The 16,710-nt window shown below is 61.3% G+C and carries 16 protein-coding genes; 7 read left to right on the forward strand and 9 right to left on the reverse strand.

Translation table 11 applies throughout. The features are described 5' to 3' along the window. Positions 1 to 58: 58 nt before the first annotated feature. From H8F22_RS30370 to H8F22_RS30385, 4 genes are read right to left on the reverse strand one after another with little or no spacing between them, the layout of a single operon-like run. Positions 59 to 1,372, reverse strand: coding sequence for an ATP-binding protein (locus tag H8F22_RS30370; RefSeq protein WP_027925445.1), 1,314 nt, complete (start codon positions 1,370 to 1,372; stop codon positions 59 to 61). Beyond that, positions 1,369 to 2,037: a response regulator transcription factor gene (locus tag H8F22_RS30375; protein ID WP_027925446.1), complete on the reverse strand. Its 669-nt coding sequence runs from the start codon at positions 2,035 to 2,037 to the stop codon at positions 1,369 to 1,371. The genes H8F22_RS30370 and H8F22_RS30375 overlap by 4 nt, the downstream gene beginning before the upstream one ends. Positions 2,038 to 2,040: 3 nt before the next feature. Then, positions 2,041 to 2,346 carry a PepSY domain-containing protein gene (locus tag H8F22_RS30380; protein ID WP_027925447.1) on the reverse strand — a complete coding sequence of 102 codons (306 nt, stop codon included), beginning with the start codon at positions 2,344 to 2,346 and terminating at the stop codon, positions 2,041 to 2,043. After that, entirely contained in the window at positions 2,346 to 2,654 is a 309-nt protein-coding gene (locus tag H8F22_RS30385) for a PepSY domain-containing protein (RefSeq protein WP_027925448.1), read from the reverse strand. Before H8F22_RS30385 ends, H8F22_RS30380 begins: the two co-directional genes overlap by 1 nt. Before the next feature lie 264 nt (positions 2,655 to 2,918). Here H8F22_RS30385 and H8F22_RS30390 point away from each other — a divergent pair, with 264 nt between their 5' ends. From H8F22_RS30390 to codA, 4 genes are all read left to right on the forward strand, one after another. Continuing rightward, a complete protein-coding gene (locus tag H8F22_RS30390; RefSeq protein ID WP_194941055.1) occupies positions 2,919 to 3,998 on the forward strand; it encodes a patatin-like phospholipase domain-containing protein in 1,080 nt (359 codons plus the stop codon). 84 nt (positions 3,999 to 4,082) lie between these two features. Further along, positions 4,083 to 4,439 (forward strand): 6-carboxytetrahydropterin synthase QueD, encoded by a 357-nt coding sequence (gene queD, locus H8F22_RS30395; RefSeq protein WP_081744008.1) that lies wholly within the window; start codon positions 4,083 to 4,085, stop codon positions 4,437 to 4,439. A 211-nt stretch (positions 4,440 to 4,650) separates the two neighbouring features. Next, the gene (locus H8F22_RS30400) at positions 4,651 to 5,475 is read left to right on the forward strand and encodes an alpha/beta fold hydrolase (protein ID WP_027925451.1); all 825 of its coding nucleotides are present in this window, start codon (positions 4,651 to 4,653) and stop codon (positions 5,473 to 5,475) included. 101 nt (positions 5,476 to 5,576) lie between these two features. Further along, on the forward strand, positions 5,577 to 6,821 hold the full coding sequence (gene codA / locus H8F22_RS30405; protein ID WP_027925452.1) for a cytosine deaminase: 1,245 nt from the start codon (positions 5,577 to 5,579) through the stop codon (positions 6,819 to 6,821). A 103-nt stretch (positions 6,822 to 6,924) separates the two neighbouring features. Here codA and H8F22_RS30410 read toward each other — a convergent pair whose 3' ends face one another. Further along, the gene (locus H8F22_RS30410; RefSeq protein ID WP_194941056.1) at positions 6,925 to 7,917 is read right to left on the reverse strand and encodes a diaminopimelate epimerase; all 993 of its coding nucleotides are present in this window, start codon (positions 7,915 to 7,917) and stop codon (positions 6,925 to 6,927) included. A 165-nt stretch (positions 7,918 to 8,082) separates the two neighbouring features. Between H8F22_RS30410 and H8F22_RS30415 the strand changes: the two genes are divergently transcribed. Beyond that, on the forward strand, positions 8,083 to 9,234 hold the full coding sequence (locus H8F22_RS30415) for an MFS transporter (protein ID WP_194941057.1): 1,152 nt from the start codon (positions 8,083 to 8,085) through the stop codon (positions 9,232 to 9,234). Positions 9,235 to 9,293: 59 nt separating this feature from the next. Here the strand turns inward: H8F22_RS30415 and H8F22_RS30420 are convergent, their stop codons facing one another. The 4 genes from H8F22_RS30420 to H8F22_RS30435 form a co-directional block, all read right to left on the reverse strand. Beyond that, complete coding sequence (locus H8F22_RS30420; RefSeq protein WP_194941058.1) at positions 9,294 to 11,717, reverse strand: TonB-dependent siderophore receptor; 2,424 nt, start codon at positions 11,715 to 11,717, stop codon at positions 9,294 to 9,296. A gap of 97 nt (positions 11,718 to 11,814) precedes the next feature. Continuing rightward, positions 11,815 to 12,789: a FecR family protein gene (locus H8F22_RS30425; RefSeq protein ID WP_194941059.1), complete on the reverse strand. Its 975-nt coding sequence runs from the start codon at positions 12,787 to 12,789 to the stop codon at positions 11,815 to 11,817. Positions 12,790 to 12,829: 40 nt separating this feature from the next. Then, the gene (locus tag H8F22_RS30430; RefSeq protein ID WP_027925457.1) at positions 12,830 to 13,330 is read right to left on the reverse strand and encodes a sigma-70 family RNA polymerase sigma factor; all 501 of its coding nucleotides are present in this window, start codon (positions 13,328 to 13,330) and stop codon (positions 12,830 to 12,832) included. 231 nt (positions 13,331 to 13,561) lie between these two features. Further along, a complete protein-coding gene (locus tag H8F22_RS30435) occupies positions 13,562 to 13,924 on the reverse strand; it encodes a DUF6124 family protein (RefSeq protein ID WP_027925458.1) in 363 nt (120 codons plus the stop codon). Between the two features lie 585 nt (positions 13,925 to 14,509). On the opposite strand from H8F22_RS30435, the gene H8F22_RS30440 reads away from it, so the two are divergent. Both H8F22_RS30440 and H8F22_RS30445 read left to right on the forward strand, forming a co-directional pair. Continuing rightward, positions 14,510 to 15,094: a hypothetical protein gene (locus tag H8F22_RS30440; protein ID WP_027925459.1), complete on the forward strand. Its 585-nt coding sequence runs from the start codon at positions 14,510 to 14,512 to the stop codon at positions 15,092 to 15,094. Positions 15,095 to 15,294: 200 nt separating this feature from the next. Beyond that, complete coding sequence (locus tag H8F22_RS30445; protein ID WP_027925460.1) at positions 15,295 to 16,644, forward strand: GntT/GntP/DsdX family permease; 1,350 nt, start codon at positions 15,295 to 15,297, stop codon at positions 16,642 to 16,644. Positions 16,645 to 16,710: the final 66 nt, after the last annotated feature.

Here is a 16,710-nt window from a genome sequence, read left to right on the forward strand (position 1 = left end):
CGACATCTATGTTGACTGTTACATCGCCATCGCGGGCAAGCCCGCTCCCACAGGTCACTCAACGTTTTGGGAGTTCAATCACGACCTTCAACCCGCCCCACTCGCTCTCGTCCAGCCGCAGCACCCCGCTCCACGTGTCGACGATGTCGCGCACAATCCCCAATCCCAACCCGTGCCCATCCGTCTGTTCATCCAGCCGCGTACCGCGACTGAACACTTGCGCCCGCTGCTCCTCGGGAATCCCCGGCCCATCATCTTCTACACTCAACTCAAACCCGCCCGCTGTCTCGATCACGCTCAAACGAACCTCGGCATCCGCCCATTTACAGGCGTTATCGAGCACGTTACCGAGCAGTTCGAGCAAATCCTCACGGTCCCAAGGCAGCTGCAACCCGGCCGGTGCGCGGTAGCTGAGCGCCAGGTGCTCGCCATGAATCATGTTCAGCGTCGCCAATAGCCCCGGCAGTTCTCCATCACAATCAAACAACGCCCCCGGCAGCGCGTCGCCGGACAACCGGGCGCGGTTGAGTTCGCGATTGAGGCGTTGCTGGACCTGTTCCAGCTGCGCCTTGAGGATCTTGCGCAACTCTGGATGAGCGTCGAGTTTTTCGCTGGAGGCCAGGCTCAACAGCACCGCCAACGGGGTTTTCAAGGCATGCCCGAGGTTGCCCAAGGCATTGCGTGAACGCTTGAGGCTGTCTTCGGTGTGCGCGAGCAGATGGTTGATCTGCGCCACCAGCGGCTCGAGTTCCACCGGGACCTGATCATCCAGTTGCGAGCGCTGGCCTTGTTGCAACTGGGCGATCTGTTCGCGGGCCTTTTCCAGCGGGCGCAAGGCGCGGCGCACGGTGATGCGTTGCAACAGCAAAATCAGCAGCAACCCGGCCAGCCCCAATCCCAAGCCCACTTGCTGCATGCGTTTGAAGCTCTCGCGCACCGGTGTGTAATCCTGCGCGACGCTGATGGAGATGGACTGCCCAAGGCGTCGATAGTCGGAACGCAACACCAGCAACTGCTGCCCTTCCGGCCCCAATTGCAGGTTGCTGTGCAGGCCCGGATGCTCCAGCCGTGGCAACTCCTGATCCCACAGCGAACGGGAGCGCCAATGGCTGTCGGCAAAATCGATGCGGAAGTAATGCCCGGAGAACGGACGTTGATAGGCCGGTGACAGGTGCCGCTCATCCAGTTGCAAGCCTTGCGGCCCACGGACCAGCGCCACCAGCAAATTTTCGCTGTCGTCGCGCAACCCGGCTTCGAGGTAGCGCTGCAAGCCCATTTCGAACAGCCACAGACTGGTTTGCGCCAGCACCAGGCCGACGACGACCATGACGCTGATCAGTCCCAGGCTCAAGCGGCGCTGGATCGACCTCACTGAGCAGCCCCGCCGAACAGGTAACCCTGACCGCGGCGGGTTTCGATCACGCTACGACCGAGTTTACGGCGCAGGTGGTTGACGTGAACTTCCAGCACATTGGAATCGCGCTCGGTTTCACCGTCGTAGAGGTGTTCGGCGAGGTGGCTTTTGGAGAGGATCTGTTCGGGGTGCAGCATGAAGTAGCGCAGCAGGCGAAACTCGGCGGCGGTCAGCTGAATGTCGGCACCATCGCGGGTCACGCACTGCCGGCCCTCATCAAGGTGCAGCCCGGCCGCCTTGAGCGTCGGCTGATTGGCCTGGCCGTGGGAACGACGCAGCAGCGCCTGAACCCGCAGGTGCAATTCTTCCGGGTGGAAAGGCTTGGTCAGGTAATCATCGGCGCCGGCCTTGAGGCCTTCGATGCGCTCGGCCCACGAATCGCGTGCGGTGAGAATCAGCACCGGCGTCGACAAACCGCCTTCTCGCCATTGCGTCAGCACCTCAAGCCCCGACAAACCTGGCAGGCCGAGGTCGAGGATGATCAAGTCGTAGGGCTCGCTGCTGCCCTGATAGACCGCATCGCGACCGTCGGCCAGCCAGTCCACCGCATACCCCTGACGATTGAGGCCGGCCATCAGTTCGTCGGCCAACGGCACGTGGTCTTCCACCAGCAGCAATCGCATCGATCAGTCTTCCTTGTCTTTGAGTAAACGGCCGCTGACGGCCTCGATGTCCAGCTCGCGGACCACGCCCTCGGCGGTCAGCAACTCGACTTCATAAATGTAGACGTCGTGCTTTTCTTCGAGCTCGGCTTCCAGCAGTTTGGAACCGGGATAGCGATCCAGCGCCTGCTGCAGCAGTTGCTCCAGCGGCAGGATTACCCCTTGCTGGCGCAGGCGCAGGGCTTCGTCCTGGTCGAGGTCGCGGGCCAAAACCGCCGAGCAAAACGCCAGCAGCACCAGCGCCATGCGTGAAAATGAACGCACCTTCATTACGTATCCTGATGATCCTTGAGAACCTGGCCGCTGACGGCGTCTAATTCCAGGTCCCACTCGATGCCCTGTGGGTCGCGCAGCTCAACCTGATAGATGTACTTGCCATACTCTTCTTCCAGTTCGGTCTGGGTCACCGTCGAACCGGGGTGTTTGGTCAGAGCCGTGGCGTTGAGCTTCTCGAAAGACACAATGGTACCAGCGTCACGCAGCCTCAGGGCTTCGTCGGGACCGAGGTCACGGGCGTGGGCGAGGCTGGCGGTCATGGCAATGATCGAGGCGGCGGACAGGGCAGTCAGGATTTTCATGGGTGTCTCCGTATTTTTTATGTGTTGCCTACGAAGGTCACCTTAGCGAGCTGAACTTAATTGAAACTGAATTGCCATCATGAAAGATGGCAACACGACATTACAGACCTGCTCAAAAACCCTGTGGGAGCGCGCTTGCTCGCGATAGCGGTGTATCAGTCACCGTCAGTGTTGAATTTGAGACTGCTATCGCGAGCAGACTCACTCCTACAATGACCGTGCTGCCTGTTTATAATCTTGCGCTTGCCAACCATCGAGACCGGTATGACCGCCATCCACATCAAGTTCCCCTCCCTGACCCTCAAGGCCGGCCCGCGTGCGTTGGCGCGCATCCGTAAAGACGGCTTGAGCGCCGCCGACGTCGGCACGCTACCCGGTGCCGCCGGTGGCCCGAAGGCGTTGGGGATTCAAGGGCTGGACCTGGCGTTGTTTGGCGAATGGCTGCCGGCCGCCCCCCGCGAACGCTCGCTGATTGGCGCCTCGGTCGGTTCCTGGCGCTTCGCCAGTGCCTGCCTGCCGGACGCTGCCGAAGGCATCCGGCGTCTCGGGCATTTGTACACCGAGCAGAATTTCGCCAAGGGCGTGACCATGGCGCAGATCAGCCAGAGCTCGCAGCGCATGCTCGATGAATTGCTCGACGGCCGCGACGCCTCGATCCTGAACAACGCGAATTACCGACTGAACATCATGGTGGTCAAAAGTCACGGTAACCTGGCCGACGATCATCGCGGTCGGTTGGGGCTGGCGTTGGGATCAGTGATCGCCGACAACCTGCGCGGTCGCGCGCGGCTGTCGCGGCATTTCGAACGGCTGATCATCCACGACCCGCGCCTGGCCCCGCCGGTCAATGCGCTGAATGACTTCCCCTCGCGCTTTGTTGCGCTGAACGCCGGCAACCTGCGCCAGGCGCTGCTGGCGTCGGGTTCAATCCCGATGGTGATGGAAGGCGTGCGCGACTTGCCCGGCGCCGGCGCGGGGACATTCCGCGACGGCGGACTGCTCGACTATCACCTCGACCTGCCCTACAGCGGCAACGACATCGTGCTGTACCCGCATTTCACCGACCGGGTGATTCCCGGGTGGTTCGACAAGACCTTGCCTTGGCGCCGCGCCTGCCCTGCGCGCCTGCAGGATGTTCTGCTGCTGGCGCCGTCGAAAGAGTATCTGACGCGCCTGCCCTACGGAAAACTGCCGGACCGTAACGATTTCAAGCGTTTCATGGGCGATGCGCCGGCGCGGCAGAAATACTGGCACGCCGCCATGGAAGAAAGCCGACGCCTGGGTGACGAGTTCCTCGAACTGGCCGCCAACGGTCGCCTCGGCGAGCGCTTGCTGACCCTTTAGTCAGTGTTTCGCCCGCAGCTCTGGTAAACTCGCCGCCTGCCCACATCGCCGCGGCGATCGCCACCTGACAGAGCTGAAATCACTGTGGAAATCTTCAAAGAGTTTACGTTCGAATCCGCCCACCGCCTGCCCCACGTGCCGGAAGGCCACAAGTGCGGTCGCCTGCACGGTCACTCGTTCAAAGTGGCGATCCACTTGAGCGGCGACCTCGACCCGCACACCGGCTGGATCCGTGACTTCTCGGAAATCAAGGCGATCTTCAAGCCGCTCTACGAGCGCCTGGACCACAACTACCTGAACGACATTCCCGGCCTGGAAAACCCGACCAGCGAAGTGCTGGCCAAATTCATCTGGAATGAATTGAAGCCCCTGTTGCCGGAACTCAGCGCGATCCGCATCCACGAAACCTGCACCAGCGGCTGCATCTATCACGGCGAGTAACCCACTCCAACAGCCAACACGAATCCCTGTGGGAGCGGGCTTGCCCGCGATAACGGTGTACCAGTTAGCACATGTACTGACTGACACACCGCTATCGCGGGCAAGCCCGCTGCCACAATGGGCACTGCGTTTCGTCAGTGAATGATCAAGCCACCTTCATCGGTGGCTTTTTTATGCCTATGCTTTTTGTCTCGCCCCAGAGGACACGCACATGGCTGACTGGCTGCTGGACCGCCAATACCGCTTCAACGGGCACCGCATTCACTACGCCGTTCACGGCGACGGCCCGCCGCTGGTGTTCGTGCATGGCACGCCCTTCTCTTCCTACGTGTGGCACCGTATCGCCCCGCACTTCATTGCCTCCCACCGGGTGTACTACTTCGACCTGTTGGGCTATGGCCAATCGGAGAAAATCGACGGCGACGTGTCGCTGGGCGTGCAGAACGAGTTGCTGGCGCGCTTGCTCGATCACTGGGCCATCGAGCAGCCCGATGTGGTGGCTCACGATTTCGGCGGCGCCACCGCACTGCGCACGCACCTGCTGAACGGCAAGGATTACCGCAGCCTGACATTGATCGACCCCGTGGCGCTGACCCCGTGGGGCTCACCGTTCGTGCAGCATGTGCGCCAGCATGAAGCGGCGTTCAGTGGCGTACCCGATTACATTCAACAAGCCATCGTCCCGGCCTACATTCGCGGGGCGATCAAACGCGACATCCCCGAAGCAGAACTCGCGCCCTACGTGCGGCCGTGGCTGGGGGAGCCGGGGCAAGCGGCGTTCTACCGGCAAATTGCGCAGATGGATGAGCGCTATACCCGCGAGGCTCAAGGGTTGTACCCGAGCATTCGGTGCCCGGTGCAGATTCTGTGGGGCGAGGACGACCAGTGGATCCCCATCGAACGCGGCCGGGCGCTGCATCAGCTGATACCGGGGTCGCAGTTTCATCCGATTCCCAATGCCGGGCATCTGGTGCAGGAAGATGCGCCCGAGGCCATCGTCGCGGCGTTGCTGCGGTTCCTGCCCCTGACTCAATGACTCCACTCCTACAAGGGCTGTGTTGTGTTTCGTCACGCGGCACTGGCAAGGATCGCCACTGCCGCGCTAATTTAGAGTCATCAACCCAAAGGACTCGCCTCATGCACATCATCAACGCCCGCCTGCGCAACCAAGATGGCCTGCATGAGTTGTACCTGGAAGACGGCCTGATCCGCACCATCGCCCGACAGACCGAAGCCCCGACCCTGGGGCCCGACGATCTGGACGCCGGTGGCAACCTGGTGGTGCCGCCCTTCGTCGAACCGCACATTCACCTCGACGCCACCCTGACCGCCGGCGAGCCGCGCTGGAACATGAGCGGCACGCTGTTCGAAGGGATCGAGTGCTGGGGCGAGCGCAAGGTCACGATCACCGAGGAAGACACCAGGACACGCGCCAGGAAAACCATCCAGACCCTCGCCGCCCACGGCATCCAGCATGTGCGCACCCACGTCGATGTCACCGACCCGCAGCTGACCGCGCTCAAGGCGATGCTCGAGGTGCGCGAGGAAAGCCGTCACCTGATCGACATGCAAATCGTCGCGTTCCCGCAGGAAGGCATCGAGTCGTACCGCAATGGCCGCGAGCTGATGGAGGAAGCCATCCGTATGGGCGCCGATGTGGTCGGCGGCATTCCGCATTTCGAGTACACCCGTGATCAGGGCGTCAGTTCAGTGAAATTCCTGATGGACCTGGCCGAGCGCACCGGTTGCCTGGTGGACGTGCATTGCGACGAAACCGACGACCCGCATTCACGCTTCCTCGAAGTACTGGCCGAAGAGGCGCGCAGCCGCGGCATGGGTTCGCGGGTCACCGCCAGCCACACCACGGCGATGGGTTCTTACGACAACGCCTACTGCGCCAAACTGTTCCGCTTGCTCGGGCATTCGGGGATCAGCTTTGTCTCCTGCCCCACGGAAAGCATTCACCTGCAAGGACGCTTCGACACTTTCCCGAAACGTCGTGGCGTGACGCGGGTCAACGAGTTGCTCGAAGCCGGAATGAACGTGTGTTTCGGCCAGGACTCGATCGTGGACCCGTGGTATCCGCTGGGTAACGGCAACATCCTGCGAGTGCTCGAAGCCGGGCTGCACATTTGCCACATGCTCGGGTATCGCAACCTGCAAAGTGCGCTGGACCTGGTGACGGACAACAGCGCCAAGGCGATGAACCTCGGTGATCGTTATGGCCTGGAAGCGGGTCGGCCGGCGAACTTGCTGGTGCTCTCGGCGGACAGTGACTACGAGGTGATTCGCAGCCAGGGCTTGCCACTGTATTCGGTGCGCGGGGGCAAGTTGCTGATGAAGCGGACGATGCCGGTGGTGGAGTTCAGTGGTCTGAGCTGAAAACCGCGTCGACTTTGATGGCCTCATCGCGGGCAAGCCACGCTCCCACAGTGGAATGCATTCCAAATGTGGGAGCGTGGCTCCCGCGATAGCTTTCTTGAGTTCACCGCTTCAACCGAGCCGTACCAAACAGCCTGACCCGACTCAATTCCCCCGCCACTTCCTCCAGCAAAATCGGCGCCGTGCCGCCCGGCATCACCACGTTCACCTCCCCCGCCGAAACCCAACCGACCCGCCACGCCGCACACGCCACCGCACTGGCGCTGGTGCCCGAAGATGCCGTCGGCCCCTCCCCGCGCTCAAACACTCGCGCGGCGACCCGGCCTTCGGATTCAAGCATCGCCCACTGCACATTCACCCCCGCCGGACACGGCTGACCGGCCCCGGCCGGCATGGCGTAAGCAATCCGCAGCAACCCTTCAGCCAAGGGTGATTCACGCATCTGCGCATTGCTCGGCAACGCAGCAGCGTCCTCTAACAGCGTCACGCAATGTGGATTGCCGACGCGCACAAACTGGCTGCGGTTCCAGGCAGGATCCAGCGCCGCCAAGGGCGCGACATGGCTGACGTCCCGACCGTTCAACAGCCCATCCTCAACCCCCTGCGCGCCCACGGCTTGCGGCCCGAACGTCGGCTTTCCCAGGTCCAGCCAAAACCCTTGCACGCCATCGACTTCCGCCGGTTTCACGGATGTCTCCCCCGGCGAAACCGTGTCCGTCTTGTCGTGATGAACCCGCAGCAGGCACGCCCCCTCCTCCGGCATCAAGCCCTGCTCACTGAGCGACTGGGAGAAAATCGTCAGCCCATTGCCACTGCGTTCGGCCAACGTGCCGTCGGTATTGACGATCAGCAGGTCATACGGCGGCGCCGATTGAAACGGCCCGACCAGCAAACCGTCGCTGCGATGGTCCTTGCTGCCGGGGGGCTGAATGCCGGGGGCCCAGCCACAAAATGCGTTGATGGCCGCAACCGACCACTGCTCGCGGGTTTGCGCGGCAAGGTCAGCCCGTTGAGGCAGATCGATCCCGCTATCGCGCACAGCCTCGGGCGCCACGACGATATAAATATTGCCCCGTGCATCGTAAATCCGCGTCATGTCGCCTCCTGTCGGAACAATCAATGGGTCGACGATATCGCGAAACCGCGACAGCCTGTGCAAGGATGTGAACCTGCCTCACCGCGAATTGCTGCGGACACTGATAGAACCCGCGGGATCAGTCAGTGTCCTTTGGGGACGCGACGTTTTTTGCCAAGGATTGATATGACCAGCCTCAAGACCCCAACCTCATTTGTTCCTGGCCGTCTGGAGCAGATGTCCACCCGCATCGCCTTCTTCATCGCCGGTCTCGGCATCGCCGCCTGGGCGCCGCTGGTGCCGTACGCCAAGGCGCGGGCCGGGCTGGATGAAGGCACGCTCGGTCTGCTGCTGTTGTGCCTCGGGGTCGGGTCGATTCTGGCGATGCCGATGGCCGGATTGCTGGCGTCACGCTTCGGCTGCCGGCGCGTGGCGGCGGGCGGGACGTTGCTGATCTGTGCGGCCTTGCCGTTGCTGGCGACGGTGTCGTCAGTGCCGGCGTTGATCGCCACGTTGTTCATGTTTGGCGCCGGGCTGGGCACGGTGGATTCGACGGTGAACCTGCAAGCGGTGATCGTCGAACGGGCCAGCGGCAAGAACATGATGTCGGGGTTTCACGGGATGTTCAGCCTCGGCGGGATCGTCGGCGCCGCGGGGGTCAGCGGCTTGCTCGGCCTCGGGATTTCACCGTTGTGCGCGATGTTGGTGGTGATTGCAGTGCTGCTGCTGGCCCTGCTGAAAGCGGCGCCACACCTGTTGCCTTACGGCAGCGAAAGCACCGGCCCGGCGTTTGCGGTGCCCCATGGCATCGTGCTGTTTATTGGCGGAATGTGCTTCATCGTATTCCTCGCCGAAGGCGCGGCGCTCGACTGGAGTGCGGTGTTTTTGACGCAGGAACGCGGGATCGATACCGCGTACGCGGGGCTGGGGTATGCGGCGTTTGCGTTGACCATGACGGCCGGGCGCTTGACCGGCGACCGGATTGTCCGGCATCTGGGTTCCACGCGGGTGATGGTGTTCGGTGGACTGACGGCCGCAGCGGGCCTGGCGTTGGCCACGTTCGCACCGACCTGGGAGATGGCGCTGGTGGGGTATGCATTGTTGGGTGCGGGGTGTTCGAACATTGTGCCGGTGCTGTACACCGCTGTCGGCAAACAGACCGTCATGCCCGAACACATCGCCGTGCCGGCCATTACCACGTTGGGTTATGCGGGGATCCTCGCCGGTCCGGCGTTAATCGGGTTTATCGCCCATGGCAGCAGTTTGAGTTTTGCCTTTGGGTTGATGGCGCTGCTGCTGGTGGCGGTGGCCATTGGCGGCAAAGTGTTAAAAGCCTGAATTGTCGTGAGAGGGCTTGCTATGGCGAGGAGGCAAGCCCCCTCGCCACAGGTTTGTTTTTAGAACCCCACACTAGCCTGCACAAAGAACGTCCGCGGCGCCCCCACATACATCCCCGAGTTGTTGTCGCTGGACCGGGTGAAATACTGCTTGTCGAAGATGTTCTTCACCCCGGCGCCCAGCTTCAGGTTCGACAACTGCGAACCAAAGTCATAGCCACCGCGCGCGTTCCACGTCACGTAACCCGGAATATCGCCAAACTGCCCGTCCGCCGAACCTTCGGTGATGTAGTTGCCGTTGAAGCTGCCATTGGCGTTCACACCGGTGCCCGGCGAACGCTGCTTGGACTGGGCAAACGCATCGAGGTTGTAGGTCCAGCGATTGATGTCGTAACGCAGCCCGGCGGTGGCCACCTGACGCGAGTAGAACGGCAGGTCACGGCCCTTGAAGCCGGGAATCTCACCCTCATAAGTCGCGCGAGTGTAGGTAAAACCGGCGTTGGCAGTCAGGCCATCGAGCATCGGGTTCAGCGCGGCCAAGTCGTAATGCATCGACGCTTCCAGCCCCTGGTGCTTGGTCGCGCCGAGGTTGGTCCAGCCTACGTCATTGCTGATGTATTGCAGTTCGTCATCGAAGTCGATGTAGAACAGCGTCACTTCCCCGCCCCACGCGCCATCGTTGTAACGCGTGCCGACCTCGTAGGTCTTGGCTTTTTCCGGCTCCAGGCCATTGGCGGTGTTGTCGCCGATGCCGCCTTGGCCGAGCTGGAAATACTGCAGGCTGCCAAACGAGGTTTCGTAGTTGGCGAACAGCTTCCACTCTTCGGATACGTGATACATCACACTCAGCGCCGGCAGCGGCTCGTTGCTTTCGATGCTGCGGTTTTTCTCCGGTACACGCTTGCCGGCGGTGTCGAGCACCGCACGGTCGTGCCAGTCAGTGCTGATGTGTTCGAAGCGGATCCCCGGGGTCACGGTCCAGTTGCCGACGTCAATCTTGTTGTCGATGTACACCGAGTTGGCTTCAGTGCCGCCAGTCCGATCCTGGAACACATGGCCGTCAGAGGACGGCGTCAACACCGGCTGATTGTTCACCAGCGCAACACGGCTCGACTCTTCGTGCATCGCTTCTTTGAGGTAGCGATAACCGACGCTGACTTCCTGCGTGGTCGGACCCACATCAAACACGTGGGACACCCGTGGCTCGATGCCGAAGGTGTAGTAAGTGCGCGGGTACGAGCTGAGGGTTTTCTGGTCGCGGGCGGCGATGTTGCTGCCGCGAAAACTGTCGGTGTAGTAGGTCAGTACCTCGGCCTGGGTGCGGTCGTCGATCTGCCGCGCCCACTTGAACGACACGTCCTTGCGGCGCCCGCTGAAGTTGTCATAGTCGCGCACCGACTGGAACGGGTCGGCGTCGTATTGCGCCTGCGTCAGGCCGCCGGGCATGTCGGCACTGGCGTCGTAGTAGTGAAAGTTGAGGCTGAAATCGTCGACATCGGTCGGCGCCCAATGGGTCTTGAGGATCACGTCGTCGATGTCGTTGCCGTTGTTGCTTTCGCGGTAACCGTTGCCGTTGACGCCGGAATACAAAAGCGCCATGCCGATGCCGTTGTCAGCGGTGCCGCCGACAAACGCGGTGTCGATGTGTTTCCAGCCACCGTGCTGCGAAGTTTCAAGGGTGGTGCCGATTTCACCGGTGGCTTTTTCCGGGATCGCGCGCGTCACGAAGTTGATCACGCCACCGACGTTTTGCGGCCCGTAACGCACGGAACCGGCGCCGCGCACCACATCGATGCTGTCGAGGTTGCCCGAGGAAATCGGCGCCATCGACAATTGCGGCTGGCCGTACGGCGCAAACGCGGCCGGCACGCCGTCGATCAACACGGTGGAGCGCGGCGACAGGCGCGAAGTCAGGCCGCGCACGCCGACGTTCAGGGAAATATCGCTGCCGCCGGTGCCGTTGGCGTCCTGCACTTGCACGCCCGGCACACGCTTGAGCACATCACCGACGTTCATCGCGCCCTGCTCGATCATCGCTTCGCGACGAATCACCGTTCGCGCGCCGGGATGGTTCTGCACCACGGCGGCGTCGGCATCACCGAGCCAGTTGCCGACCACTTTGATGTCGGTCATGCCCAGTTCAAGCGGGCCGTTGGCGGCGGCAGTGGCTGCCGGCGTCAGGGTCACCGAGCCTTCATTGATCTGGTAGTCCAGACCGCTGCCTTGCAGCAATTGGCGCAAAGCCTGTTCCGGCGAGATGTCGCCGTCGACGGCCGGAGCCTGTTTGCCGGCGACCAGATCAGGACTGAAAAAAACCTGCAACGAAGACTGCTGGCCCAACTCACTCAAGGCCTCGCCCAATGGCTGCGCCGGAATATGAATGCCACCGGCGGCGAACGCCTGAGGCAGCGTAGCGTTGACCGTCAAGGCGAGCGCCAGCGGCAACCAATGGGATTTCTTGTTTTTGGCAGAGGTGTTATTCACGTCGAACAATGTCCTGTGGATCGCAAACATATGCGTTTGTTAATGCAAACCAGTTGCAGTTGGACAAGAAGACGATGAACTCGAAAAAAACCTGAATTTATTTTGAGATTATTTCCTGACTGCCGTCGTCGAGGGTGCGCACAGCCACCGGCAGGATGCTCGGCAGGGCCTTGAGCAGTGCGTCGGTGTTGTCGGATTTGAACACGCTGGTCAGGCGCAGATTGCCGACTTTGTCGCTGCCGACGGTGAGCGGCTTCTCGCGATAACGCGACACTTGCGCTGCCACCTCGCTGAGGCTGGCGTTGTTGAACACCAGTTTGCCGCTGCGCCACGCGGTCAGTTCTGCCGGGTTGACGGCGTAGGCTGTCGCGACAGTCCCTTGGGCATCAATGCGCGTGCCGAGGCCGGCGGTCAGGTTGACGAAATCGACGCCCTGCCCCTGAACCTTGACCGTCCCCTGCTCCACCGCCACCCGGGTTTCGCTGAGATCGCGGCGCACATCGAAACGCGTGCCGGTGACCGTCACCTGGCCGTTGCCAGCATCAACCACAAACGGCCGGCGGGTGTCGTGCTCGACGCTGAACATCGCTTCGCCTTCGATCAACTCGACGCCGCGCCGGTCTTTTTCAAAGTTCACCTGAATGCGGCTGCGGCTGTTCAGGTCGATCACCGAGCCGTCAGGCAACGCCACATGACGACGTTCGCCCAACGCAGTGGAATATTCGGCGGTGTAAGTCGCCGGGTGATTCAAACCACTGAACAAGCCCAGACCCAGCGCCACAGCCACCACACTCGCGGCCACCGCGTAACGCATCCACGACTGACGTGCGCGTCGCGCCGGCAGGGTTTCACACAACGCTTGCAAACGTGCGGCCGGCAGCAGGTCAGCCGCCGTCCACAAGCCTTGAAGGGCTTCGAACTCTTCTCGATGTTGAGGGTGTTCGCCGAGCCACGCCTCGAAGCGCCGGTATTCAACGACGTCCACCGCCGGTTCCTGCATCCGCACAAACCAGCGCGCCGCGTCGTCCCGAACGGTTGTATGCCCGCACGCGCAATCACGAGTATCCATCATGGAAGGTCCTGTTGGCCTGGGGATGAGAAGGCGCTGCCAATCATGGTTGCAACCCGTCAAGGCGGTCGCGCAGGTGCCGCAACGTGCGGATCATATACTTCTCCACCATGTTCTTTGACAGGCCCAGGCGTTCGGCGATTTCGGCCTGGGTCAGGCCTTCGATCTTCTGCCACACAAACACTTTGCGGCAATTGAGCGGCAACTCGGTGAGCGCCCGCTCGATGGAATCAGCCAACTGGATCGCCTGCATGTACTGCTCCGGGTCGCCGGTCGACGACACACTGAGATCATTCGCCTGCGACTCCATGGCGCCCCTTCGATCCTCCCGCCGATAACCGTCCACCGCGATGTTGCGCGCGGTCTGGTGCAAATAGGCCCGAGGTTGCTCCACCGCCACCGAATTCGACTCAAGCACCCGCACGAAGGTGTCGTGGGCCAGATCCTCGGCCTGCTGACGATTTCTCAGGCGACGGGTCCAGGTGCCAACCAACTCTTCGTAATGCTCGAAAAAGCCGTGTCTGCGGGGCAGCTTGGGGGTCATTGCGGTGTGCTGTGGGGACGGGGTACGAATAGTAATGCTTCCTATTAACTGGAAGCAATGGATTACATGTCGAACTAACGGCAGGTGGATCGGCTGATTGGGGAGCTTCCGGATCTGAGAGTGATGATGTCTGGCATGCCGCCATCGCGAGCGGGCTCGCTCCCACAGTGGATTGCATTCCTCTGTGGGAGCAAGCCTGCTCGCGAAGAACGATAACGCGGTCTCTGATGGTTACGTCGGCACCTCAACGTTATCCATCATCCGGTTCGCCGCCAGTTCCGCCAGCATGATGATCTGCTGGATCGCCATGGCCGTGTGCCGATGCGGCCCTTCCAGGTACCCCGCGAAATCGCTGGTCATGACGCTGGCCTGGGCCAATGTCTCACAGGTGTGGGCCAACAGGTCTTCGTCCCGCAGATTCGGTGCGAGCATGAACATCGTGCTGGGTTTGCGGGTCGCCGGGGATTTGATGGCGCCTGGGTTGAGGTAGTGATCGAGGGCGCGTTCGGCGGCTTCGTGGAGCTTCTTTGAATCGAGTGATTCGTAGGGGGATGCCGGATCTGTGTCTGGCGGGTTTGGCGTTACCTTGAACATATTTACCTTCGTCCTTATCGGGCAGCCACGCCTCGCTACTAATACGAGGGGTGGCGGCTGTACGCAGGTTAGTAGACCGGAGAACGAAGGCAAAGCCGGCGCGTCCGAGGACGCCCTGCGCACAGCCACCATCAAAATACAGGCATGGAAATACCTGTCTGACAGACGCTTGTGCAGCCTTCATATCCTCGGGCTACTAAACCCGATCACTGGGAATCAGTGACGGGAATCAAGTTACCGAGGGCGTCCAAAGCACACAAGCCGGCGGATTCTGGCGTAGTCGTAGGGAATGGCGCAAGGCGTTGTAGCTTTCAGGAAGTATCCTTAAACACCTTTAAACAGCACTCCGATTTGAGGCCGCCATCGCGGGCAAGCCACGCTCCCACAGGGTCGGCGGTGATCACAAAATTTGTAAACCGGGCAGAATGGCGCCTGACTGGAAATGAGTGGCATTTCGTCCATTTTCTACGCTTTTTTATGCAGCCACACTGCCTGCTGCCAGCCGCCTTCTAGACTCATCGAATCAAGTGGAGCCACGCTCTGTGCGCTTTTCACTACGCTGATGAAAAACAAGGAAAAATCACCTTGAAGGTTTCGGCAATCAGTTTCGCCGGCGGCGTACTGTTTTCGGTGGGCGCTTCGGCCACCGGGATCATTCCTGTCTTCGACCTGGATTTCACCCGGTCAGCCGATCAGACACTGAAGAAGCTCAATATCAACGACGCGTGCATCGTGGCGGCGCCTGACCCCGTCGCGTTCACCTATTGCCGGGAAGGCTCGACCACCCTGTGGAAGTATCAGGCTGTTGAACTGGAACAACCGTCGGCAATTCACGTGGGTGCCCGGCAACCCAATATGCAGACCGGGCAAATCAGCGTTCTGGAAGTCAACAGCGCGGCGTGCCTGCAGGAAATGGAGTCCGGCGCTATTCCTGCCCTGATGTGCAGGGCAATACTCAGCATGATTGTGCTGATGCTGCTGATTGGCTTGCGATACACCTACAAGGTCATTCGCCACCACTACGATCAACGCACAGCGTTATCGGATCCCTTCTGGCAGCCCCCGCTCGAGCCTGTGCCGCCGGCGCACCATGCCATGGCCAAGGCGTTAGGCGCGTTTGCCGTCGCCGCTTTGCTGGCCCTCGCTTATTGCTGCTGCGCCGTTATCTGACCTCGACTCCCCCGCTGAATCCGCGCCCCGCAGGATGAAAATCCGCCTCTCCCAATTTCAAAAACAACGACAACCCGTACCTCTGTGCGACAAGCCTTATCCCTCCACGAAAATTACTTTCGCCTCGTTTGAAAATCACCTCTCGAAATGTTTTAAGAGTTTCACAATCCATTCGACGTGACCCTTTCGAGGAGTACCGCATGACCCTGTCCTTCGGCTATTGGCTGCTGGTGTATGCCGCCATCGCCATCATTGCGCTGATCGTGCTGATCGCCCGCTACCGACTCAATCCCTTCATCGTCATCACCCTGGTGTCCATCGGCCTGGCCTTGCTGGCCGGGATGCCGGCGTCCGGCGTGGTCGGCGCTTACGAGGCGGGCGTCGGCAAAACCCTGGGGCATATCGCGCTGGTGGTGGCGCTGGGCACCATGCTCGGCAAGATGATGGCCGAGTCCGGCGGCGCCGAGCAGGTGGCGCGGACCTTGATCGACCGTTTCGGCGAGAAGAACGCGCATTGGGCGATGGTCTGCATCGCGTTCCTGGTCGGGTTGCCGCTGTTTTTCGAAGTCGGTTTTGTATTGCTGGTGCCGATTGCCTTCACCGTGGCACGCCGCGTCGGCGTGTCGATCCTGATGGTCGGTTTGCCGATGGTCGCCGGTCTCTCCGTGGTTCACGCCTTGGTGCCACCGCACCCCGCAGCGATGCTGGCGGTGCAGGTGTATGGGGCGTCGGTCGGGCAGACCTTGATGTACGCGATTTTGATCGGCATTCCGACGGCGATCATTGCTGGGCCGCTGTACGCCAAGTTCATCGTGCCACGCATTCAATTGCCGGCGGAAAACCCGCTGGAGCGCCAGTTCCTCGACCGCGAACCGCGCGACAGCCTGCCGGGCTTCGGCATCACCATGGCGACTATTTTGCTGCCGGTGGTGTTGATGCTGATCGGTGGCTGGGCCAACCTGATTTCCACGCCGGGCAGCGGCTTCAACCAGTTCTTGCTGTTCATCGGCAACTCGGTGATCGCCCTGTTGCTGGCGACCTTGCTGAGCTTCTGGACCCTGGGTATTGCCCAAGGCTTCAGCCGTGAATCGATTCTAAAATTCACCAATGAATGCCTGGCACCCACGGCGAGCATCACCTTGCTGGTCGGCGCCGGCGGCGGCCTGAACCGGATTCTGGTGGACGCCGGCGTCACCGACCAGATCGTCAGCCTGGCCCACGAGTTTCACTTGTCGCCGTTGATCATGGGCTGGCTGTTCGCCGCGTTGATGCGCATTGCCACCGGCTCCGCGACAGTGGCGATGACCACGGCTTCGGGGATTGTTGCGCCGGTGGCGATTGGGCTGGGTTATCCGCACCCGGAATTGCTGGTGTTGGCGACCGGTGCCGGCTCGGTGATTTTTTCCCACGTCAACGACGGCGGCTTCTGGTTGATCAAGGAATACTTCAACATGACCGTGGCCCAGACCTTCAAGACCTGGACGGTGCTGGAGACCATTATTTCCGTGGTCGCTTTCGGCCTGACCGTGGGCCTGTCCTACCTGATTTAACCGCGCGCCAATCGACTCAAAAAATACGTCACCCCGACGGCCTGATGCTCAGGTCGTTCATCGGGC

It is taken from the genome of Pseudomonas mucoides (assembly GCF_015461845.1).
Taxonomy (GTDB): domain Bacteria; phylum Pseudomonadota; class Gammaproteobacteria; order Pseudomonadales; family Pseudomonadaceae; genus Aquipseudomonas; species Aquipseudomonas mucoides.

Coding starts and splice junctions, on each gene's coding strand:
- H8F22_RS30375 (WP_027925446.1), bottom strand. CDS start 2,037: ATGCGATTGCTGCTGGTGGAAGACCACGTGCCGTTGGCCGACGAACTG.
- H8F22_RS30380 (WP_027925447.1), bottom strand. CDS start 2,346: ATGAAGGTGCGTTCATTTTCACGCATGGCGCTGGTGCTGCTGGCGTTT.
- H8F22_RS30385 (WP_027925448.1), bottom strand. CDS start 2,654: ATGAAAATCCTGACTGCCCTGTCCGCCGCCTCGATCATTGCCATGACC.
- H8F22_RS30390 (WP_194941055.1), top strand. CDS start 2,919: ATGACCGCCATCCACATCAAGTTCCCCTCCCTGACCCTCAAGGCCGGC.
- H8F22_RS30400 (WP_027925451.1), top strand. CDS start 4,651: ATGGCTGACTGGCTGCTGGACCGCCAATACCGCTTCAACGGGCACCGC.
- codA (WP_027925452.1), top strand. CDS start 5,577: ATGCACATCATCAACGCCCGCCTGCGCAACCAAGATGGCCTGCATGAG.
- H8F22_RS30410 (WP_194941056.1), bottom strand. CDS start 7,917: ATGACGCGGATTTACGATGCACGGGGCAATATTTATATCGTCGTGGCG.
- H8F22_RS30415 (WP_194941057.1), top strand. CDS start 8,083: ATGACCAGCCTCAAGACCCCAACCTCATTTGTTCCTGGCCGTCTGGAG.
- H8F22_RS30425 (WP_194941059.1), bottom strand. CDS start 12,789: ATGATGGATACTCGTGATTGCGCGTGCGGGCATACAACCGTTCGGGAC.
- H8F22_RS30430 (WP_027925457.1), bottom strand. CDS start 13,330: ATGACCCCCAAGCTGCCCCGCAGACACGGCTTTTTCGAGCATTACGAA.
- H8F22_RS30435 (WP_027925458.1), bottom strand. CDS start 13,924: ATGTTCAAGGTAACGCCAAACCCGCCAGACACAGATCCGGCATCCCCC.
- H8F22_RS30445 (WP_027925460.1), top strand. CDS start 15,295: ATGACCCTGTCCTTCGGCTATTGGCTGCTGGTGTATGCCGCCATCGCC.